Source organism: Vibrio bivalvicida (genome assembly GCF_001399455.2).
GTDB lineage: Bacteria > Pseudomonadota > Gammaproteobacteria > Enterobacterales > Vibrionaceae > Vibrio > Vibrio bivalvicida.
This window is the reverse complement of sequence record NZ_LLEI02000064.1, coordinates 18,168-42,016: the sequence shown is the minus strand read 5'-3', so window position 1 is coordinate 42,016 and position 23,849 is coordinate 18,168. Positions and strand designations below refer to the sequence as shown.

16 protein-coding genes are annotated in these 23,849 nt (G+C 44.0%); 9 read left to right on the top strand and 7 right to left on the bottom strand.

Annotated elements, in window-relative coordinates; genetic code table 11:
* Positions 1-24: 24 nt before the first annotated feature.
* From APB76_RS18340 to APB76_RS18325, 4 genes are all read left to right on the top strand, one after another.
* Complete coding sequence (locus APB76_RS18340) at positions 25-1,107, top strand: ketoacyl-ACP synthase III (RefSeq protein ID WP_054962251.1); 1,083 nt, start codon at positions 25-27, stop codon at positions 1,105-1,107.
* Between the two features lie 377 nt (positions 1,108-1,484).
* A complete protein-coding gene (locus tag APB76_RS18335; RefSeq protein WP_054962250.1) occupies positions 1,485-2,615 on the top strand; it encodes an exonuclease SbcCD subunit D in 1,131 nt (376 codons plus the stop codon).
* An 8-nt stretch (positions 2,616-2,623) separates the two neighbouring features.
* The gene (locus APB76_RS18330) at positions 2,624-5,671 is read left to right on the top strand and encodes an AAA family ATPase (RefSeq protein WP_054962249.1); all 3,048 of its coding nucleotides are present in this window, start codon (positions 2,624-2,626) and stop codon (positions 5,669-5,671) included.
* A 184-nt stretch (positions 5,672-5,855) separates the two neighbouring features.
* Positions 5,856-7,910, top strand: a complete 2,055-nt coding sequence (locus tag APB76_RS18325) for a hybrid sensor histidine kinase/response regulator (protein ID WP_054962248.1) — start codon at positions 5,856-5,858, stop codon at positions 7,908-7,910.
* A gap of 78 nt (positions 7,911-7,988) precedes the next feature.
* On the opposite strand, the gene cqsA is transcribed toward APB76_RS18325, so the two are convergent.
* The 7 genes from cqsA to APB76_RS18295 form a co-directional block, all read right to left on the bottom strand.
* Positions 7,989-9,170, bottom strand: a complete 1,182-nt coding sequence (gene cqsA, locus APB76_RS18320; protein WP_054962247.1) for an alpha-hydroxyketone-type quorum-sensing autoinducer synthase — start codon at positions 9,168-9,170, stop codon at positions 7,989-7,991.
* 212 nt (positions 9,171-9,382) lie between these two features.
* Positions 9,383-10,354: a TDT family transporter gene (locus tag APB76_RS18315; protein ID WP_054962246.1), complete on the bottom strand. Its 972-nt coding sequence runs from the start codon at positions 10,352-10,354 to the stop codon at positions 9,383-9,385.
* Between the two features lie 118 nt (positions 10,355-10,472).
* The gene (gene clcA, locus APB76_RS18310; RefSeq protein ID WP_054962245.1) at positions 10,473-11,873 is read right to left on the bottom strand and encodes a H(+)/Cl(-) exchange transporter ClcA; all 1,401 of its coding nucleotides are present in this window, start codon (positions 11,871-11,873) and stop codon (positions 10,473-10,475) included.
* 419 nt (positions 11,874-12,292) lie between these two features.
* Entirely contained in the window at positions 12,293-13,273 is a 981-nt protein-coding gene (locus APB76_RS18305) for a CobW family GTP-binding protein (RefSeq protein WP_054962244.1), read from the bottom strand.
* Between the two features lie 80 nt (positions 13,274-13,353).
* Complete coding sequence (gene ylqF / locus APB76_RS18300; RefSeq protein WP_054962327.1) at positions 13,354-14,289, bottom strand: ribosome biogenesis GTPase YlqF; 936 nt, start codon at positions 14,287-14,289, stop codon at positions 13,354-13,356.
* A gap of 135 nt (positions 14,290-14,424) precedes the next feature.
* Positions 14,425-14,583 carry a hypothetical protein gene (locus APB76_RS23020; protein WP_157633223.1) on the bottom strand — a complete coding sequence of 53 codons (159 nt, stop codon included), beginning with the start codon at positions 14,581-14,583 and terminating at the stop codon, positions 14,425-14,427.
* Positions 14,552-16,072 (bottom strand): sensor domain-containing diguanylate cyclase, encoded by a 1,521-nt coding sequence (locus tag APB76_RS18295; protein ID WP_054962243.1) that lies wholly within the window; start codon positions 16,070-16,072, stop codon positions 14,552-14,554. The genes APB76_RS23020 and APB76_RS18295 overlap by 32 nt, the downstream gene beginning before the upstream one ends.
* A gap of 487 nt (positions 16,073-16,559) precedes the next feature.
* On the opposite strand from APB76_RS18295, the gene APB76_RS18290 reads away from it, so the two are divergent.
* The 5 genes from APB76_RS18290 (at position 16,560) to yejF (ending at position 23,837) form a co-directional block, all read left to right on the top strand.
* Positions 16,560-18,119, top strand: a complete 1,560-nt coding sequence (locus tag APB76_RS18290) for a methyl-accepting chemotaxis protein (RefSeq protein ID WP_054962242.1) — start codon at positions 16,560-16,562, stop codon at positions 18,117-18,119.
* Positions 18,120-18,281: 162 nt separating this feature from the next.
* On the top strand, positions 18,282-20,102 hold the full coding sequence (locus tag APB76_RS18285; RefSeq protein ID WP_054962241.1) for an extracellular solute-binding protein: 1,821 nt from the start codon (positions 18,282-18,284) through the stop codon (positions 20,100-20,102).
* A gap of 11 nt (positions 20,103-20,113) precedes the next feature.
* Complete coding sequence (locus tag APB76_RS18280) at positions 20,114-21,202, top strand: microcin C ABC transporter permease YejB (protein WP_054962240.1); 1,089 nt, start codon at positions 20,114-20,116, stop codon at positions 21,200-21,202.
* On the top strand, positions 21,202-22,242 hold the full coding sequence (locus APB76_RS18275; protein WP_049843047.1) for an ABC transporter permease: 1,041 nt from the start codon (positions 21,202-21,204) through the stop codon (positions 22,240-22,242). The genes APB76_RS18280 and APB76_RS18275 overlap by 1 nt, the downstream gene beginning before the upstream one ends.
* A 2-nt stretch (positions 22,243-22,244) precedes the next feature.
* Positions 22,245-23,837, top strand: coding sequence for a microcin C ABC transporter ATP-binding protein YejF (gene yejF, locus APB76_RS18270; RefSeq protein WP_054962239.1), 1,593 nt, complete (start codon positions 22,245-22,247; stop codon positions 23,835-23,837).
* The last annotated feature ends 12 nt before the right edge of the window (positions 23,838-23,849 follow it).

Below are 23,849 nucleotides of genomic sequence, written 5' to 3'. Positions count from 1 at the left end.
AAATAACTAAATTAAAGGCTCTAAATGAAAAATTTCTATGCAGAAATTACTGGTTGGGGGAAATGCCTACCTCCCGCAACGCTTTCCAATGAAGACCTAAGTACTTTTCTAGATACTTCTGATGAGTGGATCCGCACTCGTACCGGAATTGAAAATCGACGTATTAGTCATGTCAATATGTCTGATATGGCGACGGTTGCAGCGCAACATGCACTCGCTTGTGCTGGTAAAAGTGCAGATGAGATTGACTTAATTATTCTTGCCACCTGTTCACCTGACTCGCTGATTCCAAATGCCGCTTCAAAAGTCGCGCAAAACCTAGGGATTGCAGCGGCGGCTGCGTTTGATTTAAATGCAGCCTGTACAGGTTTTGTTTATGGTTTAGAAACCGCGACTCGGTTAATACAAGCTGGCAACTACAGAAACGCAATTGTGATTGGTGCTGAACGCCTGTCTTTCTTTATCGATTGGACGATGCGTGATACCGCAGTCTTGTTTGGTGACGGCGCTGGTGCGGTTGTCTTAACTAGAACAGAAGAGCAGGTTGGCCTACAAAACGCGCAACTTGGCTGTGATTCAGCAGGGCGTGATATTTTGTCGGTGCCTAAGTTTGGTACCTGCATGGATAGATTTGCTGCAGATAATGGCCATTGGGATTTCAACTTTGTTGGTAAAGAGATCTTCAAGCGTGCAGTAAAAGGTATGGGCGCTGCTGCTCAGAGCGTGTTAGCGCGTAGTGAGCTGTCTACTGATGATGTTGATGTTGTGATTCCACACCAAGCGAACATCCGTATTATTCAAACCTTGTGTGACTTGTCAGGCATCAGCCAAAATAAGGCGTTTGTAAACATTCAAAAATACGGCAACACCTCGGCTGCTACTGTGCCTATCGCCTTATGTGAATCGTTAGAGCAGGGCGTCGTTAAACCGGGGGATAATTTGCTTCTTGCCGCATTCGGTGCGGGATTAACGTGGGGAGCAAGCCACTTAAAATGGGGTGAGCGAGTCACACCACTTGGTGAGAGCGATGCATGTCTACCAGAATGTGGACAATCGGCGTTGGAACTTGTAAAAGATGCAGTTGAACACTGTAAGAATCGTCCATAACTTGATAATTTAAGTACAAAAGTCGCACACTCGGTGCGACTTTTTATATCAATGAGCCTCGCATTGATATTATTATATTGGCCTAAGTAATAGGGTCTGTTGACCTTTTGAGCTGATTTTTGCAGCAGTTTGTGGGTTCTTTATGCAAGGCAGAGGCTTTGAACTGTAGTTACTCTACCTGATAAGCCGATAACGCAGCAGAAAGGAGCCACAAACACTGCCCGAAGGGTTCGGCTAAAAGCGTTTTACTCTTTGTTGAGAGGTGTTTTGCTTAGAATGACTAGGCGACAAACCTCTCGCCGCGATTAAAACGCTTTTATCTCGAACGAAATTTAACCGCAAAAGGTCAACAGACCCTAGGAATACGCTGGGCTTACATGAAATTCCTCCACACTTCTGACTGGCACCTCGGCCGTCAATTTCACAATGTTTCTCTTTTAGATGATCAAAAAATCGTTCTCGAACAGATTATTGAGTACATTCAATCCAACAAGGTTGATGCACTGGTTATTGCGGGAGATGTCTACGATCGCTCGGTTCCTCCCACCGCAGCCATTGAATTGATGAATCAGTTTGTAAGTCGAGTGTGCGGCGAATTAAAGCTGCCGATTATTCTAATCCCAGGCAATCATGACGGAGCAGAGCGCTTAGGTTTTGGCTCCCAGCAAATGGCAGAGTCTGGGCTTCATATCATTGCCAACTTTGAAGATATGCTGACGCCGGTTGAGCTGAAAACAGACAAGGGTACAGTGCGTTTTTATGGCATGCCTTACAATGACCCGGAGCTTGTGCGTCACCACTTTAAGCAGCCAGTCTCTACCCACGATGATGCGCATAAGCTGTTGTGTGAAGAGATCACTGCCACTTTTGACCCGAATGCAACCAATGTGCTGATTTCTCACTGCTTTGTTGATGGCGCGATTGAGTCAGAGTCAGAAAGACCGCTGTCTATTGGCGGCTCGGATCGTGTGAGCCACGAGCACTTTACTCCGTTTGATTATGTTGCCCTTGGGCATCTTCATCAGCCGCAAAAGAAGGGTGAAGAGTACATCCGCTACTCAGGCTCGTTAATGAAATACAGCTTTTCAGAGCAGCACCAAAAGAAAGGCATGACGTTAGTTGAGCTTGATGAATCGGGTTTTAAGTCAGCAACCCATATTGACCTCAGTGCCCCCCACGAAATGCGCATAATCGAAGGGGAGTTGGATGAAATCATTGCCCAAGGTAAAACCGATCCTAACAGTCATGACTACTTACTGGTTCGGTTAATGGACAGGCACGCAATCTTAAACCCTATGGAGAAGCTTAGAGCTGTCTACCCCAACGTATTGCACCTAGAAAAACCAGGCATGCTGGTGGGCGTTGAACAGCAGATGGCAGCGGCCAAATTAGCGCGCAGTGAAGTCGATATGTTTCGCGATTTCTTTGTTGAAGCACAGGATAGCCAGCTCAGTGAAGAGCAAGACAAAGCCATCACAGACATCATCAAGCAACTCAGTGAGCAATAGGCCATATCATGAAACCAATTAAATTAACAATGCAGGCTTTCGGCCCTTTTGCTAAAACAGAGCAAATCGATTTCACTCAGTTAGGCTCTAATCCACTTTTTCTTATCAATGGTCCAACGGGCTCCGGAAAAACGTCAATACTCGATGCGATTTGCTTTGCCTTGTATGGCGAAACAACGGGCAATGAGCGTCAGGGCATTCAAATGCGCTGCGATCAAGCTGCAACCAATTTACTGACAGAAGTGACTCTGGAATTCTCATTAAACGGCAAACAGTATCGAGTTACCCGCGCGCCTGAGCAAGAAGCACCGAAAGCACGTGGCGAAGGCATGACAACGCGTAAACACACCGCTTCTTTGTATGAAATTACTGATGATGAAGTATTGATCACCAGTAAAACGGCACAAGTGAAAAATGAAGTTGCTCTTCTACTCGGATTAAATGAAACCCAGTTCCGACAGGTTATGGTGTTACCTCAGGGCAAGTTTCGAGAGCTGTTGCTCGCTTCATCGAAAGAAAGAGAAGCAATATTCGGCCAGCTATTCCAAACAGATGTGTACAAGAAAATCGAATTTGCGTTGAAAGACAAAGCCAGTGCGATTAGCAAGGCAAAAGATGAATTCGACAATCAAATTCGCGGCGCTCTGCAAGTGGCAGAAGTTTCTACCGAGCAGGAGTTGCAAGAACGACTGATTCATTCTCGTAACGAACTCGAGCAAGCGAGAAGCGTTGAGGCGAAGGAGTTAGAGACTCTCAATTGCTTAAAGAGTGAGCTAAACAAAGCAAAATCGCTCAATGAGTTGTTTACTAAGCGTGCTTCGACAGTTGCGGCTCAGCAATCACATCTGGAGAACAAAGCGCAGATTACCGAGCTGGAGTCAAAGTTAAAGCTGGCTAAGAGTGCGAGCCATCTAGAAGTGGCGTACGCTAGCATGCAGTCAAGTGCGAAACAGGTGGTTGGTCTAGAAAGCAAACTAGACGCACTAACGGCTCAACATATAGTGGCAGAAAAGACATCCCATCAAGAAGAACAACGAGTTAAGACGGCTGAGGAGAATGCTAAACAAATCCCAATGCTGACTGAAGAGTTGTTCAAATTAGAGCAAGTCAAAGTAAAACTTGTTGAGAAATCGGAACTAGAGAAAAGCATTAGCGCGCTAAATGTCACTCGAGTTGATTACGATAAAAAGCTCATTCAATACAACGAGCTCAAACAGCAACTGCAACAAGAGGCTGACTTAGGTGCCAAATCTCTCGAACAAGCGCGCAGAGATCTGACCGAGAAATCAAACTTAGAAACCGGTTTAATAAATAATCAGCGTCTGCTTGACGATCTCAACAAGCTTGCAGCCCAAACCGCCGAGCTTGCTCGCCTGCAGCAGAAGCTTGTCCCGATAGCAGAACAAGTCGAGAAAGCGAAAAACGGTGTTGCAGAGAAGCAAAAATACGCCGATGAACAAGAATTGAGTTGGCACAATTCTCAAGCTGCGTTTCTGGCGCAAAAGTTGGAAAAAGGTTCGCCGTGTCCTGTGTGTGGTAGCCAAGAACATCCAACACCTGCCATGTTTCAAGGTGATCCAATCTCTAAAGAGTCGGTTCAAGCCGCTCGGCAGCAAGAGCGCAGTGCGATTGAAGAGTTAAACCGACAAACTAATGTACTGGAACAACAGCAAGCGACAATAGTGGCCCAAGAGAAGCACATTGAAGAGTTACGCCGCGAGTTAGGTGAAGGCGCAGCCGTGAGTGCTCAGCAGCTACAGCAAGAGATAGTCCAACAGAAGGCTAGGTTAGACGTGTTGGCGGCAATTGATCTCGATAAGATGGAAAAGGCCGTTCAAGATTTGACTCAGCGCTGCGTTAATGGTGAAGCGAAAATCAATGAGCTAAAGTCACTAGTTTCTGCAAATGACTCAGCGATAAACGTCCAAAGCCAGCAATTTGAGAAAGTATCCTCTGGCATTGATCCACAGTACTCATCAGCTGACATTGTCGAGCGCCAATACCTTGTTCAAAAAGCTAACATTACACAGCTTAATCAGACGTTAGAAAAGGCTCAACAATCTGCGAAACAGGCGAAATTAGCGCTTGTTGCTATTGAAACGGAAAGAAGCTCAACGACTCAGTTACTCGAAGATGGAAAAGTAAAAAGTCAGCAAGCGAGCAAAGAGTGGCAGTCTCAGCTAGAACTTTCTGCATTAGATTCGCAACAGCAGTTTCTTCAAGCTCGCATAGAGCCGCAACTATATGATCAATGGCAAGCGCAAATTAATGAGTATGTTCAGACTGCTACTCAGTTAGAACAGTCTGTTAAAGACCTTAATGAGCAGTTAAATGACATTGAAAAGCCAGATCTTGATAAAAAACAAACTGAATTGGATGCCGCAGAGATAAAATACCGCGAACGTCGAAGTTTGTTAGACACAGTACTCTCCGTGACTGAGCGCCTTGAAAAAGTACAGAATGATATCAATACACTGCATGAGAAAAATCAGCAATTAGAAGCCGAATATAAGGTCTACGGAACGCTTTATGACGTTGCGAGCGGTAAGACAGGGAGTAGAATTAGTCTCCATCGATTTGTTCTTGGTGTGTTACTTGATGACGTTCTTATCCAAGCCTCGCAGCGCTTAAGCATGATGAGCAAAGGGCGTTATCAACTAGTACGTAAGACGGAAGGCTTCAAAGGTGCAGCGGGACGCGGGCTCGATCTGAGTGTCGAAGATGGCTATACCGGAAAAACCCGTGATGTTGCGACCTTATCGGGTGGTGAGTCATTTATGGCGGCATTGGCACTGGCTCTTGGCTTGTCTGATGTTGTCCAGTCATACAGTGGTGGTATTAAGCTCGATACACTGTTTATCGACGAAGGATTTGGCAGCCTTGATCCTGAATCACTCGACTTAGCCATTCAGACCTTGATCGATTTGCAACAATCAGGTCGTATGATTGGTTTAATCTCTCATGTGACGGAACTCAAAGAACAAATGCAACTTAGGGTTGATGTCAAGGCATCGCGAGTGGGCAGTCGAGTACATTTGATTGGTACACAAGTTTAGAGCGAGCTAGAATTTACATAGTTCACTATGTTGCGTATGCTCACTTTATACATGTTAATTATGTGAAGAGCATCTAAACAAAGGAAGCTGGCAAGTATTTATACCGAGCATGTTAACTGACTGAGTGCACTAGATGCATTGAGTTTGCGAGGTAAGATGGAGCTTATGCTCAGTGGTTTAATGCATGAATGTAGTAAAAAAAATATATCAATACGCAGACCCAAACCTAGAACTCGTCGGATGGATGGGGTTCTTTGGTTTTCCTGCGTACTTCTACATTTGGTCTTATGTTTACCCTCAACCTTATGAGAATGGCCCGCTAAGGTTTTTCTGCGCGTTGATTCTGCTAGGTCTTGCACTTAGAAAGCATGTGCCTGCATCACTTAAACGTTACTTACCGTATTACTACTTAGCAACCATAACGATCTGCTTACCCTTCTTCTTCTCGTTTATGATGTTTATGAATGAATGGTCCACGGTATGGGCGATGTCTTTCATGTCTTCGATCTTTCTCCATATTCTTTTGGTTCATGAAACTCGTGTGATGCTGTTGCAAGCAATCGGTTCTATCATTGTTGCCTATTTACTGAGCTATGGGTTAGGCCATGCGCCGAGTAAGGTGGAAACGGAAGTCATTGTCATATGGCCATATATCCCAATATTTCTGTTCACCTATGTATTCGGCAATCTGTTTTATTTTCGTAACCAAGTCGAACATGAATCGAAAGTCTCGATCGCAAAATCATTTGGGGCAGGGATCGCTCATGAAATGAGGAATCCGCTTAGTGCACTCAAGGCTTCGATAGACGTTCTTGATTCTTCTTTACCTTCGATTAAGACGATACAAGGTGATAAAGCTGAGATTGACAAAGTGGATGTTGAGCGGATGAAGGAGGTACTTGTCGGTGCAGATGAAGTGATTCGCAATGGTAATGAAGCAATCGATCTATTGCTGACATCGATTGACCAGAGTCGAGTATCGCATTCAACCTTCAGATCTTATTCTGTCGAGCAGATTGTTCGAGAATCTCTCTCTAGTTTCTCTTATCCAAGTGAACATGCGAAACAAGTCGTCAGTTTGCAAGTAGAAGAAGATTATGACTATTTTGGTAGTGATACATTATTAAAATATGCGCTCTATAATCTGCTGAAGAACTCTCTTTACTATCAAAATGGTGAAGAGTTCAAAATAGCAATATCGATAAACAAACAGGGCGAGTACAACTATTTGTACTTCGAAGACAATGGCATTGGTATAGACAAAGATAAGCTTGGGTATGTGTTCAAAGATTTCTATACGTCTGGAAAGTCATCGAGTTATGGTCTTGGTCTTCCGTTTTGTAAACGCGTAATGCAGGCGTTCGGCGGCAAAATTAAGTGTGAGTCAGAACTCGGCCAATGGACACGATTTACTCTTAAATTTCCACAATATGAGTCTCAACAGGTGTCTACAATTAAGCAAGAAATATTAAGAACTAAAACGATACTTTACATCGGAAACGACGCTACAGTGCAACGCAAACTGAATGAGTTTACCTTTTATACTGGGGCGTTATGTGACGTTGTCGATTTTGACCAAGCTCGTGGTAAAGAAGAGTTCGAGTTTGAATACGATTTGATATTGCTGGACCTGGAAACATGCAGTGAACAAGAGTACTTGATGTTGGAGCCAAAGCTGCATTTTACTGAAGCCAAAATCGTAATGCTTTATGCTCAAGATGGGAAATACCATAATCGATTCAGCCGTTTCCTTACTTTCTATCCCAAAGAAAAAGCGCTATTTTTTGCCGATGTTACTAAGTCTGTGGATGCACTTATGTTCGGCAGTATCGAGCCGAATCGAAATCTTATCCCTAAACAGGAGTCAAGTGTTTCAGGCAAACGTATCTTGATTGCGGATGACAACGAATCAATGAGAAAACTTACGAGTATTCTGCTTAACAAACAGGGCTATCAAGTTTCTCAGGCTGGTGACGGTAATGAAGTACTCAATGTCTTAAATAGTGAGTCTGTTGATTTGATTTTGATGGACCTTGAGATGCCGATGCTTGATGGGTTGGAGACAACGATCGTAATTCGTGAATCGGAAGAGGGCTATGCAAACGTACCTATCTTAGGTCATACCGGGGACAACCGAAAAGAGACTTTAACCAAAATCGAACAAGTGGGAATGAATGGTTATTTAATCAAGCCAGTGGATAAGGTGAGATTGCTTGATAAGGTATCTGACTATATATAGCGGGCTATAAATGTGCAGTCATCACTCCGGTATGAAAATTAATTTATCAAGCGCCTCTTTTTTGAGGCGCTTTATTATTTAAACGAAATATAAATCCTTATTGTAGTAGGCTTTGCGTGCGACAGATAGAACCTTATCTATATCATTGTTAGTTAAGGAGCTATTTAATGAAAGTCGCAAGATGTTTTTATTATCTGGGGTGGCAGGTGTACAGAATACTGATCCGAATACGCCATTATCTTCAAAGAAATCACGCACTTTGCGCGTATTGGTTTTTTCTCCGGTTTCTAAGCCTATGATCTGAGACTCACTCCGTATATCAAACCCAATATCTTTTAGGCCAGAGACAACTTGTTCTGCGCAGTATGTCAGTTGTGTTCGTGCTTGTTCACTGTCTTTAATCACGCTTAATGTAGCGGCAATTCTATCTAACTCGAACGCCATCATTGCTGAGCTAAAAATAGACGGGAACGACACATAGGGAACCACCTGGCCTGCTAGATTGTTGCACCACACTGCCCCCGCTCGGTAGGCAAAGGTTTTGGCAAGACTTGCAGTCATGAAGTCGACTTGGTTAGTTAAATCGAGCGCCTCAAGTAAGCCCGCCCCACGACTACCGTGTGTTCCCAACGAATGAGACTCGTCAACGACGACTGCACAGCCAAGTTCTTTGGCGATGTCAACGATCTCTTGTAATGGTGCAATTGTCCCTATGGTGCTGTAAATAGAGTCAACTAAGACAACGCCTGGGCCGTTTCGTTTGATGGTACGCTTAAGGTGACGGGCATTGTTATGCATGAAGGGGTGGATATTCGCTCCCGCAATTCTCGCGCCTTCCCACAGCGACATATGAGCAAAGAAATCAATATAGACATTGGTGTCTGAGTCACAGATAGTCTGCAGTAAACCTATGTTCGCAATCCAACCTGAAGGAGCAATGGTACAAGTTTGAAAGCCAGTATAGTCTGCAAGGCGGTGCTCAACCGACTTGTCTAATCCATCACTGTGCAAAAACACATTCGACATAAACGCCGTGTCCTTATGGGAGAGCAGTGAACTAACTTGAGCGTCTATGATTTTAGGGTGATGTGTCAGCGCAAGGTAGTCGTTACTTTGCAAAATGATATCACCGGTGTGTGGCTTCTTACCTAATACTAAGTTTCTGCCGTTATCTTTTGTATTTATTAGGTCGGAAACATAGTAGTTGATTCGTCTGTCGATAAACTCAGGTAGACGAGAGCGAGTCGTTAACATATTCATAATACATAGCCTTAATTAAATGGTTTTATGCGCCAGCTGACATAGCTATGTATAAATACAGTTGAATAAGAAATCTAATAGGAAATGTGATTTTCTTGCGTATACTAACAGATAAAATTATAATCAATGTTATATTGAATGAAAATAATTACCCTATAGGGAGTCTACCTTAATTAATATTTAATGGTTAATTTATTACATGTCATTTTTAATTATTGTGAATTGACTTTAATATTCGTTCGGAAGAATTCTGGCCAGTACATCTTTAAATAACCAGCCGCCACCCATGCGACCAACCCAGTCGCCACTGACAACTCAAACAGCCCAAAGTTGTGTAACCAATACCAATGAGGGTGGCTTTCGGAAAAAAATGACGTCAATCTGTGCATTGCAATGGTACTGATAACCGAGGGAAAGGTCACCGCCGCAATCGATGGTTGAAATTTTAGTCTCATTAACCTGATGTAGCACAAGTAGATCAATAAGGTCATCGTGATGGCTATTCCCGCTAGGGCTCCAGTCAGTATTGGATCTGGCTGTGGGAAATTCACTAAATAGGTTGCAAGCGTGAGGTTAATTGGTGCAGCCATTATTGCTAGCGTAGGCTTTGCTCTTTTAGGTAGCATCCCTTCAAAAACAAGGCGATAAAGTACCAAGGGCAACATGAAGAAATAGATGGTAATACAAATAGTGACTAAGGTTTCTGAAAAAACAGTGTGCCCAAATTGTGTACCCGCCAAAGAGCTACTAATGACCCCAACGGGATAAAGAAACCAACTTGGAACTATATTGGACATTTTGAAATTCAATAGTTGAAACGAGAAGAACAATGTCATCATAGTTAGGTGTAAAAGCAGCGCGGCAAACCACAATGGGTAAGCGATAATCGGTGATATCACGGCGAGGTAATCACATAATATCAACAAAGCCATACTCATCGGTGCCATCAGGCTTCCGCTGAGGGGGTGGCGAATATCATTCATGAAGGCGCTGTAGCTTGATAGATACTTCACAAGCACAGGAAACAACAAGATTGCACCTAAGCCAGCAAAATAAGGCCTAATGACCTCCCCAACTTCAGGAATGTACAATGCCCAAGCATGACCAAGCCCAATGACTCCTAATGCCAGCGAAGCCTGAGAAGGCGGGACACTCTGGAATTGAGTAAAGCGTCTCCAGTTCAACTGCTGCTATCCTTATTTGGTTAACGCTACTCCTGTCGATGGGGATTTGCCGTTAACTTCCGATGATGTGGGGTTAATTGCCGCGATCATAACAAGCCAAACGGTTGCGACGCAAACCTCATTGTTCATTGGTCGGAAGATCTTTCTGCCTCAACTTCTCATTTTTCAGAGTTCGGTGGAGCAATTGGCTATAGATAGGCTGACCACCAAGTAGTTGAGCAAAAATAACCGCGCCTAAACTGGTGATGATAAGTGGAAGGATTAAATAGTAGTTATTGGTCATTTCGATCACGAGCAAAATCCCCGTAATTGGAGCGCGCACGGTGGCAGCAAACAGCGCTCCCATCCCTGCAATAGCGAACATTCCAGGGGTGATGTTTAAGTCAGGCAGAAGGCCTTGGGCGATTAAACCGAATGCGTAACCAAATAAGGTTCCCAGAGCAAGCATGGGGGCGAAAATTCCTCCAGGAGCGCCAGAGCCAAAACAAATCAGCGTTGTCGCGATACGTGCTGCAAACAGCAGAAGTAGAATTTGCGCGCTATAACCACCATTAGTAATGGTAGGTATTAAGCCTATACCACCACCCGTGACTGAAGGGAAGTAGAGCAACATAATGCCGAAACAGCCGCCGATCAGTGAACCCGTAATCAAATAGCGTTTTCTATCATTGCGATGGAGTTTGACAAACAGGTCTTGAGACAGCGTGACTAGTTGGTTGAAAATGACACCGAAAATACCAAACAAAGCACCAAGAAGTAAGAACAACCACAGAACTGGAAGCTCTGGTGCCTCATATTGTGGCATGGTAATCACGGCATGCTGGCCATTAATGTATCGAAAGACAATATTGGCTGATATGGCTGAAATGATCACCGCTCGAATCGAAATCAAAGAGTAGCGAAATTGCGGGCGCATTTCCTCGACCACAAACATGATGCCGGCCAATGGTGCATTAAATGCAGCCGCAAGACCACCAGCCGTCCCCGAGGCGAGTAATGAATGGCGTGTATCGTCATCTTTGACTTTAAAAATATCGGTCACCATGCGCCCGATCGCCCCGCCCATTTGAACAGTAGGCCCTTCACGACCAAGCACCATTCCTGAACCAAGAGCGCCCATTCCGCCAAAGAATTTCACTGGAATCACTCTCCACCAGCGTACAGGACGAATACCATCCATTGCCCCTTCTATTTCAGGTATACCTGAACCTGCCGCTTCAGGAGCGAATCGATGAACAAGGAAGTAACCGATAAAGGCAAGAGTAGCACTGATAAGAAAAGCGGCGAGCCACAAGGGGAGCACACTACCGATTTTACTTATTAGCCAATCGGTACGAGTTTCAGAAACGAAATGGACAGCAATTTCAAAGTAAGTTCCCACTAAACCAGCAAGAACGCCAACAATTAATGACAGAGCGAGCACCGATAATGGTGTTTTGTCCCTTGAGAGAAATTGATTTACCGCATCCTTGGGTACTTTGGCGAGTAAGGATAGCTTAAATTTTTCTCTCTTGGTCATGAAGATGAGGCTCCGGTATGATAGGAAATTGTGATGTTTATCATAAGAATTATACTCGTGAGCGCCACTAACTATAGCAATAAGAATGGAATATTGATTTTCAAAATTGATATAACGGCAATGGTGGAAGAAAAGTATGGAAATTACTGGAGGGAAATCACAATATCGTCACAAGCATAGTGGATTAGAGCTTGCATAATCGTTGTTTTGAACCATAGTTAAAGGGTAAGGCTATTTGAACCGACCCGCATGGAGGAAATCTCGCCTTACCTACAATTTGGATGGATTCAACAGTAAAATTGAAAGCCTCGTTTTTTATCAGGTCGCAACATAATGACTTCCTGATTCGCAAACTCACGATTGAGTAACGAGGGATAGGGCGCACTGATTGGTGCGCCTCTTGTCGTTTAGAGGAAGAGTTATTTCTCTAAATTGGAGATTTGTTTTAAGACATTCTCAAGTTGGTCCCAAGGAAGCAATTGGTTATCTATTACCTCTAAGCGACTTTCAAACCCTTCTAATGACATCTCATTTACTGAGACAACGCCGTTACTTACGTTAAATGCAAAGCAGCCATTTGACGTATTTAAAACACCTTTAACCCTTTCCGCTGTTATGTCTGACAGCACTGAAAAAAGGTCATCGAAACCAAATATGATTTCTGCACCAAAGATCCATCCGCAGCTATAATAACCTTGGCCTTTATTCTCTTTGCGAGCATAGGACTGATTCGGAGCTAGGTCAAACTGTGGTTCTAGCTCGGTATGTTCGTGGTGATATTCAGCTACGTCTGAGGATGGTGAGCTGTCGCGGCGAGGTGAATCAAGCAGTTCGATCGGAAAATTACCATGTTTGACCAACTGGCTGAATATCTTAGGAGGTGTTTGGTCTGTGACCCAGTCATTGAAAGCGTCAACATCGCTGACGTGGCACTGATCGACTTTGTTACCAATGATAATGTCAGAGATAGCCAATTGATCAGTAAAGTTTTGGTTTTGCAGATACTTGTCTTTAAGCAGATTTCTTGGATCAACCAGACCAATAGTCGCTCTTAGGTCGATATAGTCAGAGAACTGGCTAGAGGTGAGTGTTGCCAGTACTTTGTGTGCGTGTCCAAGCCCTGTTGGTTCAACAATAAGTCGGTCAGGGTTGGTTCTAAGTAGTGCGGTAATTGCCACAGACATAGGCACGCCTGCTGCGCAGCACATACAGCCGCCAGGAACTTCTTTAATAAGGGCTCCTTGAACGGTCAGTATGGCGCCATCAATACCGATTTCGCCAAACTCATTGACCAATACTGCCCAGCGTTCGCCTACGGGCTTTTCTTGTAGCAGATTAAGGATTGCGGTAGTTTTACCTGTTCCTAAGAATCCTGTGATGATGTTAGTAGGTATGCTCATCAATATATCTCATGTTCTTTTTGTTACACTATAACAATAGGTCACAAAAAAGGGCAGTGTAATCACTGCCCTTAGTCAAATTAGCGTTTGTTTTTAAGATAACGCTTGCGACGTTCTTCTTTCTTCTTCGCTTTCTCTTCTGCTTTTCGAGTTGCTTCAAGTTCAACTTCGATAAGCTCTTGGGTAATCATTTCAGGCAGCTCTAATGTGATTTGCCCAAGCGTACCGTTACGTAACTCGTGGAGTAGAATCTCCGAACATTTATGCAAGTCTACTCGACCGCCTGAACGCAATGCTCCGCGTCGACGACCAATCTCTTCCATTAGCTCGATATCGCTTTCAGGAAGCTCTTCAATCTCATAACGCGCTTGTAAGCGCTGAGGGTACGCTTTGGCAAGGTATTCAACTGTATAAAACGCGACTTCATCGTATTCCATTGCAGTATCTTTTACCGCGCCAGTCGCAGCAAGGCGGAAGCCACTGTGCGGGTTTTCAACTTTCGGCCACAGAATTCCCGGAGTGTCGGAAAGCACGATACCATTTTGCAAGTTAATGCGTTGCTGACGGCGAGTTACCGCAGGTTGGTTGCCTGTTACAGCGATGGTACGACCGGCCAGTGAATTGATGATGGTCGACTTACCTACATTCGGGATGCCCATAATCATGGTGCGAATGTTTTTACCGATCTCTTCACGGTGTGGCGCAAGCTTACGGACCAACTCCATGATCTTCTGCACTTCGTGTGGCTGTGATGTGGTAATCGCAATCGCTTTTACGTTGTGCTCTTTCTCAAAATGGTCAATCCACAGTTGAGTCAGTTCTGGATCAGCGAGATCACGTTTATTGAGCACTTTTACAACTGGCTTATCTTCCTTTAACTCTGCAATCATAGGGTTTTCGCTACTAAAAGGGATACGTGCGTCAAGCACCTCAATAATCACATCGATCTGAGGGATCGCTTCAGCAATCTCTTTTTGAGCCTTGTGCATATGGCCCGGGAACCATTGGATAGACATAGAACTAACCTTGAAATTCAAACTTGGCACAATTGTAAGGGTAAATGAGGGAGAGTAAAGGGCAAAGTCAATATTGAAGCTTACGGCAAAACGAACTGTGTTCAGTTCACTTTGCATGTATTTGTTCGCGGCTAACTACGCTTTCGCCAAAGCATCGCTTGGTTGTAGCAACAGGGTCGCTAACCCTGACACGGCTTCAACTACAGGTGGCAATGGCTCTTTGGTATATTCCGCTAACTGCACGTATAACGAAAACAAGGTACTACCAGAGAATATGAAAGCCATTTCGGCCATTATTTTTTGCTTCGTATAGTGCTTGATCCGCTTTTTGGAACCAGTGGGATAGTTGACTGTAAGAATCTAACTCACCTGATGTCGCTCCTACACTAATGGTTAGCGTGTCGCTTGTTGGAGAGTGTTCATGCTTTATACCCAGTTCATCGACGCAATTGACCAGTATTTTCAGGTAGCCATCTAATACAAGTGGATGATCTCCAGCCAGAAGGATACAAAATTCCTCTCCGCCATACCTTGACACGAGCTTTTCATATCGGGTGTCAACAGATTGAAGTGCTTTAGCAACTCTACGTAACGCTTCATCCCCCTCTAGGTGCCCATAGTTGTCATTGAAAAGCTTGAAATGGTCGACATCTATTAGGATAACGGCAATGTACTTGTATTCTAGCGTTTCTATTAAGTCATGAGCGGTTTCATACAGTAATCTTCTATTGGCAATTTGGGTCAGGCTATCTATCGTCGACTGCTTTCGTAAGATTGCCCGTTTATCTTCAAGCTCATTGATTAAATCATTGATTTGTCTTGCGAAGCTGCGCATCTCTTTCGAAATGAATGTATCTTCACTCGGGAGTCGGTCACCGGACTTTTGAAACTGTTTTAGATATTGCTGAGCGGCTTTTAAGGGCTTGACTAAGTTTGTCACTACGTAAAGATTCACTGCAAAGGTAATCAGAGCAAACAAAGACAACGCAGCAATCTCAGCTTTAGGTAGGAACTCGGGCAGGATTTCATTGTGCGAGACGTTAATTGCAATTTTAAGCGCATCGTCAATCACGTCATCTCGATAAAGGATAGTGCTATTTGATTCGATATTTTTCACTTCTCCATAAGAAGGAAGTATATAAATTCCTACTCCTGTTGAAGCCTCAATCTGCTTGATGAATTCTTCTCTGATTTTTCTAATAAACAGCAAGTAACCATGCTCACACTCTTTGCCGTCGCTAAGGCAAATTCTTGAAGAGGCAACCATAAATACCGAATCATTATAGACAGCGTAATCAACGAAAGACTGGACGGTATCTTGCTGAGCGTTGACGGCATTAGACAAAACCTTATCAATGACAGCGCGCTTTTCCAAAGCTAGAAAAGACATATTTACAATGGCCTCACCATTGTAAACGCCACTCCAAACGGTATTGACGTCCGGATCAAATATGACAATGGCATCAATATGCTTTGAGGAAAATGCATGTGGGCCAATGCTTTCATTGATGAACAAGTCATTTGGCTGGTCAACATACCGAGCCATTGTTGTCCATGCAGCATAATCTTCAATTGATGCGCGAAGTTCTAATTCCTCCATACTTAGCACCGTTTCTACGCGCTCTAGTTCGAACTGTTGTCGATTTTTAGACTGATCGAGTGCTTGGTCGTGACTCCAAAGCAACTTGAAGGAAAGGTAGAAAAACAGAAATAACACCGCCGCTATCATAGAGACAAAGATAGTGATCTGGCGAATACTTAAGTGTTTGAAGTTATACAACAATGATGAGTCACCTGTAGCGCTGTCGATATTTTGCAATTTGTATTTGTACGTAAGTATAAGTGTAGAGTGATTGTAGAAAAGTAGTGAACTAATCGCTTAGAAAGGCGTAGTTATCGGTGCTGGGGCTGAAAATAGCGCTAGCATCAAGTGCAAGTCGACTTTGTTGGTGATTAATTCTACAAGTTGGGTGTATTCTCTTTGAAAGTGAGGCACTTATCAATAGTAACCGCGTGTGTTAAGCGAGCGCGAGACAGAGTATCTTGAGTTCCAACTCTACCTAACTTAATGGGTCTCTATTCACCAGAAAGGACTATTATGTGGAACCAAGGCTTTAAGTAAGAGTTCCGTATTTGTCGGGGCGCTAAAATGTCCTAACTGTCTAGTGAAATACTTCAAAGTTTTACAACTGGGTAGGATTAATATTTTGTCACATTTTGATTAATTGTTTATATTCGCGGCAACATAATTACTACAAAAGTACTAGATCATGTCAGCCCAGTCTTCATCATCACGCGAAACGTTTTTGGAAAGCAAAGAACAACTTGTCTCTACCACCGATTTAAGGGGGGTTATTACTTACAGTAACGACGCTTTCGCTCGAATCGCGGAGTTTAGCCAGCAAGAGCTAATCGGACAGCATCACAATATTGTTCGCCATAGTGATATGCCCAAAGCGGCTTTTTCTGATATGTGGCGTAATCTAAAGCAAGGTAAAGCATGGCGCGGTATCGTAAAAAATCGTACTAAGTCAGATGGTTATTACTGGGTGGATGCCTATGTGACGCCAATCTACCAGGATAATGAAATGGTGGGCTATCAGTCGGTACGGGTAAAGCCAAAGCGTGAATGGGTTGAAATTGCGGACAAAGCTTATAAAGGCTTACTTAGAGCAGAAAAGTCGGGCCGGGTATGGTCATTAAAGATAAGTGATAGCCTTCGCTATGCCATTCTACTTGGAGCATTGGGTGCCCCTTTGATTTCAAGTTTGAGTCATATACAAGGGTTGCCAAGCTTCTTATTGAGTGTAGCGCCAGTTGCGGTGCTATTTACATTGTTCAGACAAGAACTGATTGATACGCCGAAACACCTGAGTAAGCTGCAATCTGAGTATGACAGTGTCAGCCGGTTGATATTCTCTGGCGGTAAGAAGTTTTCAATCGCTGATTTCCATCTAAAATTGCTTTCAGCTCGAATCCGTACTGTGCTTGGCCGAATGACGGATTCGGCTAAACCATTGCAAGACCTAGCAGACAACTTAAGCGCTACGTCATACCAAGTGACCGAAGCGTTAGATCAACAAACAAAAGATATCCTTCAGGTGCGTGAAGCGACAGAAGAGGTGGAAGTAACAGCCAATGAGGTTTCAGCTAGCACCCAAGACGCACACAAAATTGTTGAAGTGACGATGAAAACTTGTGCTGATGCAAAACAGAGCATTACACAAACCCACCAGAATCTCACTCGCTTAAGTGCACAAGCAGAAAAAGCGACGCAAACGACTTATCAATTAAGTGAACAGGCGCAAAATGTGAGCAAAATGATGGAAGAGATTGGAGGTATCGCAGAGCAGACAAATCTATTGGCATTAAATGCGGCGATAGAGGCAGCCCGAGCAGGAGAGCAGGGGCGTGGCTTTGCTGTTGTAGCCGATGAGGTTCGCGCACTTTCTGGACGAACGTCGAATGCGACTGTTCAGATCAAAGACAGTATTGAAACCATGCTTAGTACTATTGAAAGTTGGCAACAGGATATTATTGCCAACCAGAAACAGACCAATACTTGTGGCGAAGTCGCTAGCGTCAGTGCAGAAAGATTGTCTGAAGTAGAAACCTTAATGTATTCAATGAGCGACTTAATGCAATCGGTCGACAGTTCAGCCATTAAGCAGCGAGAATTGTCGAGTGAAGTCAATCTGCATATCCATTCCATTGCCTCAACGGCAGAGCAAAACCTAGCGGCAACACACACGGTTAAAGAGAACGCCAATGATCTCAAAGGGCAGGTTAACGAGTTCTATCAGCTTGCTAAACGGTTTGAAGATAAGTAATCAATTTGGTTGATGCTAATAGCCCTCGATCTTCTCGAGGGCTATTTTTTTGCTTCACAGAAAAGAGTTTGGGAATCTATACTGATCCAAGTAGTTGAATTATTAATAATAATTAATACTATAGTTATTAGAACGATTGGATGACCAAGGAAGGAAGAGCATATGAAGATGCTGACTCGTCTTGCGCTGAGCGGATTGATTGCCGCGAGTGCGAGCTTTGCAGCTTACGCCAAAACTATCGAAACGAAGACATTGGTAGGGTTTGGCGAAGCTAAGTACCCAGAAAATTTTGCTCACTTCGATTATGTCAATCCTAATGCGCCCAAGTATGGCAAAGTGACTTATGGTCAGATGGGAACTTACGACAACTTTAACCGTTATGCATCACGTGGTGTGCCTGCCGCAGGAAGTGGCCAGCTTTACGATACGCTGATGTACTCCCCGAGTGACGAGATTGATGCGTACTACCCATTAATCGCGAGTAATGTACGCTATTCCGACGATTTCATGTGGCTTGAACTGGATATTAACCCCAAAGCGCGCTTTCAAGATGGGGTGCCCATCACCGCTCATGATGTGGCATTTACCTTCGAAAAATTTATGACGGAAGGTGTCCCTCAGTATCGTTCTTATTACAAAGCAATTAAATCGGTGACGGCGAAGTCGGATTATGTGGTTCGGATTGAGATGTCTGAACCTGACAGAGAAAAGCTATTTAGTTTCGCCCAGTCTACTCGTGTGTTACCTAAGCACTTTTGGCAAGATAAGAAGTTTTCTGAGCCACTGAATAAGCCTCCGGTAGGAAGCAGTGCGTATAAAATCACCGATTATAAGCCGGGCCAGAGTGTCACTTATACCCTTGACAAGAATTACTGGGCAAAAGATCTTCCTGTCAATATTGGTCGTAACAACTTTGAACAGGTTCAATACGACTATTATCGTGATGATACCGTGATGCTAGAGGCATTCAAGGCGGGCGAGTTTGACCTTCGTATTGAGAGCGAGCCAAAGTTTTGGGAGAACTCCTACACTGGAGTGAACTTCGATAAGGGTTACATCAAGAAAGAAGAGATTTCACATCAACAACCGCAGCAGGCCAATGGTTTTGTCTTTAACATTCAAACTGAAGTTTTCAAAGACCCGAAAGTTCGCGAAGCCATTAATTATGCCCTCGATTTTGAATGGATGAATAAGAACCTGTTTTATAGCGAGAATAGTCGGACGCGTAGCTATTTCCAAAATACCACATATGAGTCAGTAGGCTTACCGTCAGAAGCTGAACTTACAGTGCTGGAGCCGATTAAAGATAAAATTCCACCTCGCGTATTTACCGAAGAGTATCAACCCCCTGTAACAGATGGCTCTGGTCGGATTCGTAGCCAGATGCGCACGGCGTTCAAACTTTTTAAGCAAGCAGGTTGGGAATTGAAAAACAAGGTTATGACGAACATTAAAACGGGTGAAGCAATGAGCTTTGAGCTGTTGATATTCAACCCTAATGTCGAGACCTATGCGATTCCATTTCAGAAGAACCTTAGGTCGATGGGGATTGATATGAAAATCCGCACGGTTGACCGTACTCAATACATAAAAAGGTTGCGCGATCGTGATTTTGACATGGTCTCATCGAGATATTTTGCCAACCCATACCCAAGTTCGAGTCTGATGATAGTTTGGAACTCTCAATTTATCGATTCAACCTACAATACCGCAGGCGTTATCGACCCCGCTGTGGACTATTTAACGCAGGCGATTGCGGATAATCAGCAAAACCCAGACAAGTTGTTAGCCCTTGGCCGCGCATTCGATCGAGTTTTGCAATGGAGCTTCTATATGGTTCCACAGTGGCATTATAGCAAATATCGAGTCGCGACATGGGATAAGTTTGAACGACCAGAGATTCGCCCCGAATATGACTTGGGCGTTGATACGTGGTGGGTGTCAAAAGAGAAAGCTGCCATGCTACCTGAGAAACGACGTTAACAGAGGCTCTGATGGCTGCATATATTTTTAGACGACTACTGCTGGTTATTCCCACCTTGTGGGCGATCATCACTATTAACTTTTTTATTATCCAGGTCGCACCGGGTGGTCCAGTTGAACAAGCTATTGCTCAAATGGAAGGGCTAGAGTCGGGCTTGATGAGCCGAATTACAGGGGGCGGCAACTCAGCAGATACCGCTGCCGTAGAGGAAGCATCGGCAACAGGCTACAAAGGCTCACGAGGCTTAGATCCAGAAGTCGTTGAAGAGATAAAAAAGCAGTTTGGTTTCGATAAACCGTTGCATGAGCGATATTTTGACATGTTGAAGAACTATGTCACCTTTAATTTTGGCGATAGCCTTTTTAAGGGGGGCAGTGTGATCGACCTGATTGTAGAGCGATTGCCGGTCTCTATTTCTCTCGGGCTGTGGAGCACATTGATCATCTACTTGATTTCAATTCCTTTGGGAATTTTAAAAGCGATTCATCACGGTAGTCGATTTGATATTTGGTCGAGCGCTGTCATTATTGTCGGTTATGCGATTCCAGGTTTTTTGTTTGCCATCATTTTGATCATACTATTTGCAAGCGGGAACTATTTTAGTTGGTTCCCGTTGCGTGGCTTAGTCTCTAGTAACTTTGAGCAACTGACATGGTATCAGCAGGTCGTTGACTATTTTTGGCATTTAACATTGCCAATACTAGCAATGGTTATTGGTGGTTTTGCCACTCTAAGCATGCTGACTAAAAACTCCTTCCTTGATGAAGTGAACAAGCAGTATGTTGTAACGGCACGAGCAAAAGGGTTAGACGAGCGAGACATTCTCTATAAGCACGTTTTTCGTAACGCTATGTTGATTATTATTGCTGGCTTTCCGGCGGCATTCATCAGTATTTTCTTTACTGGCTCAATGCTAATCGAAGTGATGTTTTCTCTTGAAGGTATTGGGTTACTGGGTTTTGAATCGACGATACAACGAGACTACCCCGTTGTGTTTAGCTCGCTCTATATCATGACGTTACTTGGCCTGATCCTGAGTATTATTTCTGATCTTACCTACACTTGGGTGGATCCGCGAATCGACTTTGAGGCGCGTTAATGTTGTTCAAGAAAAAAAGAGCCAACCCTCTTAACGAAGCTCGCTGGCTAAGATTTAAAGCCAACAAACGTGGATATTGGTCCATGTGGCTATTTGGTTTGCTGTTTATAATGAGCTTGTTCGCCGAACTGATTGCGAATGACAAACCAATGTTAGTGGAATTTGACAACCAATGGTATTTCCCGGTAGTCACGCAATATGCTGAAACTGAGTTTGGTGGCGAATTTGAAACGGAAGCCGATTATACGGACCCTTATGTTATTGAGCTTATCGAGGAGAAAGGTTATATCGTTTGGCCGTTGATTCGATTTAGCTACGATACTATTAATTACAACATCGGTGGCGCAGTGCCTTCTCCACCCGATGACGTTAACTGGCTTGGAACTGATGATAAAGGCCGAGATGTCCTTGCGCGTGTTATTTACGGCTTTCGTATTTCAGTGCTATTTGGGTTCGTGTTAACCATTGTCTCAAGTGTGATTGGTGTAGCGGTCGGTGCCACGCAAGGTTACTATGGAGGTTGGTTAGACTTATTTGGTCAGCGATTTATAGAGGTCTGGTCAGGGATGCCAACACTGTTTTTGCTCATCATTTTGTCGAGTTTTGTTGAGCCCAACTTTTGGTGGCTGCTGGGTATTATGGTGGCGTTTAGCTGGATGAGCTTAGTGGGCATCGTCCGAGCGGAATTCTTACGTTGTCGCAATTTTGATTATGTCCGCGCAGCACAAGCGATGGGTGTGGCTGATAAACGTATTATGCTCCGTCATATGTTACCAAATGCTATGGTTGCTTCGTTGACTATGATGCCGTTTATCTTATCAGGTTCGGTTACCACTTTAACCTCGCTTGATTTCTTGGGTTTTGGCTTACCTGCAGGATCACCATCTTTGGGTGAATTACTTGCGCAAGGCAAAGCTAATCTACAGGCCCCTTGGCTTGGTTTCTCGGCATTTTTCGTTCTCTCTGTGATGCTTACTTTACTGGTGTTTATCGGTGAAGCCGTGCGCGATGCATTTGACCCTCACCATCAAGGAAGATAGCCATGTCAGAAACTGTACTTACCATTAACGGCTTATCAGTGGGCTTTGGCCGTCAAACACAAGTCGAGCAAGTAACCAATGATGTGTCGCTGTCGATAAAAAAAGGCGAGACGCTCGCTCTAGTCGGAGAGAGCGGCTCTGGCAAATCGGTAACCGCAAACTCAATTCTAAAATTACTGCCTAAAGGTGCATCCCATTATTTGTCTGGTAGCATCGATTTTGATGGCGTTGATATTCTTCAATGCTCTGAAAGGCAGCTGAGAGGGATTCGTGGTAGGCGTATTGGTATGATTTTCCAAGAGCCGATGGTATCGCTCAATCCGCTGCACAAGATTGGTAAACAGTTGGTTGAAACGTTGGCAATTCACCGCGGGCTGCGACAACGAGCCGCCGAACAACTTGCGATTGAATGGCTAGCTAAAGTTGGCATTCGCAACCCGGAGCATAAAGTTGTCGCTTACCCACATGAATTGTCGGGCGGTGAAAGGCAGAGAGTCATGATCGCTATGGCGTTAATTAACGAACCGGAACTGCTGATTGCTGACGAACCAACAACTGCGCTAGATGTGTCTGTTCAAGCCCAAATACTCGATTTGTTGAAAGACCTGCAACAAGAAATGGGTATGGCGATGCTGTTCATTACCCATGATTTGAGCATAGTGAAACGTATCGCTGACCGTGTTGCAGTAATGCAGAATGGCAGTTTGGTTGAAACGGGAAGTTGTCAGCAGATATTTAACTCTCCGGTCCACGACTATACACACAAGCTGATTAACTCTGACCCTAGAGGATTACCTGTCAAGGTCAGTGAGCAAACGTCGCCTTTACTTGATGTGAGTAACCTACGTGTTTGGTTTCCCATTACTGGCGGTATCTTCAAACGTGTTGTGTCCCATATCAAAGCCGTTACCAACATGAACTTTGAGTTGAAGAAAGGGCATTCCATCGGCTTGGTTGGTGAAAGTGGGTCGGGTAAATCTACTACAGGTATGGCTATTTTGCGACTGGTCAAATCCGAGGGCTCTATTGCTTATCAAAACAATGAACTACAAGGTTTAGACAGAAAAGCTATGTTGCCCTACCGGAGTAAGATGCAAGTGGTGTTTCAAGACCCATTTTCAGCGCTCAATCCTCGTATGTCTGTTGCTCAGGTGATTGGTGAAGGACTTAGGGTACACCAAACTTTAAGTGAACAAGAAGTTGATCAACGCATCTGCGAAGTGATGGTGGAAGTTGACCTCGACCCAGAAACAAGACACAGATATCCGAACGAGTTTTCAGGAGGACAAAGGCAGCGAATTGCCATAGCACGTGCCCTTATTCTAAAACCCGAATTTATACTACTTGATGAACCGACCTCGTCGTTAGACAGAACAGTCCAAGCTCAAGTATTGGATTTGCTAAAGTCCTTGCAAGCAAAATATCAGCTCACTTACCTGTTTATCAGCCACGATTTGAATGTAGTGCGCTCTTTGTGTCACTACACAATTGTGATGAAACAAGGTGAGATCGTGGAACAGGGTGAAACTCAACAAATGTTTGCTGATCCGCAACAGAGTTATACCCAACACTTAGTGAGTCTTTCTACCTTTTAGCTTATACAAAAC

What these genes read in the sequence shown, in the direction of transcription:
- APB76_RS18340 (WP_054962251.1), top strand. Translation starts at nt 25, where the DNA reads ATGAAAAATTTCTATGCAGAAATTACTGGTTGGGGGAAATGCCTACCT.
- APB76_RS18335 (WP_054962250.1), top strand. Translation starts at nt 1,485, where the DNA reads ATGAAATTCCTCCACACTTCTGACTGGCACCTCGGCCGTCAATTTCAC.
- APB76_RS18330 (WP_054962249.1), top strand. Translation starts at nt 2,624, where the DNA reads ATGAAACCAATTAAATTAACAATGCAGGCTTTCGGCCCTTTTGCTAAA.
- APB76_RS18325 (WP_054962248.1), top strand. Translation starts at nt 5,856, where the DNA reads ATGAATGTAGTAAAAAAAATATATCAATACGCAGACCCAAACCTAGAA.
- cqsA (WP_054962247.1), bottom strand. Translation starts at nt 9,170, where the DNA reads ATGAATATGTTAACGACTCGCTCTCGTCTACCTGAGTTTATCGACAGA.
- clcA (WP_054962245.1), bottom strand. Translation starts at nt 11,873, where the DNA reads ATGACCAAGAGAGAAAAATTTAAGCTATCCTTACTCGCCAAAGTACCC.
- APB76_RS18305 (WP_054962244.1), bottom strand. Translation starts at nt 13,273, where the DNA reads ATGAGCATACCTACTAACATCATCACAGGATTCTTAGGAACAGGTAAA.
- ylqF (WP_054962327.1), bottom strand. Translation starts at nt 14,289, where the DNA reads ATGTCTATCCAATGGTTCCCGGGCCATATGCACAAGGCTCAAAAAGAG.
- APB76_RS23020 (WP_157633223.1), bottom strand. Translation starts at nt 14,583, where the DNA reads ATGGCCGAAATGGCTTTCATATTCTCTGGTAGTACCTTGTTTTCGTTA.
- APB76_RS18290 (WP_054962242.1), top strand. Translation starts at nt 16,560, where the DNA reads ATGTCAGCCCAGTCTTCATCATCACGCGAAACGTTTTTGGAAAGCAAA.
- APB76_RS18285 (WP_054962241.1), top strand. Translation starts at nt 18,282, where the DNA reads ATGAAGATGCTGACTCGTCTTGCGCTGAGCGGATTGATTGCCGCGAGT.
- APB76_RS18280 (WP_054962240.1), top strand. Translation starts at nt 20,114, where the DNA reads ATGGCTGCATATATTTTTAGACGACTACTGCTGGTTATTCCCACCTTG.
- APB76_RS18275 (WP_049843047.1), top strand. Translation starts at nt 21,202, where the DNA reads ATGTTGTTCAAGAAAAAAAGAGCCAACCCTCTTAACGAAGCTCGCTGG.
- yejF (WP_054962239.1), top strand. Translation starts at nt 22,245, where the DNA reads ATGTCAGAAACTGTACTTACCATTAACGGCTTATCAGTGGGCTTTGGC.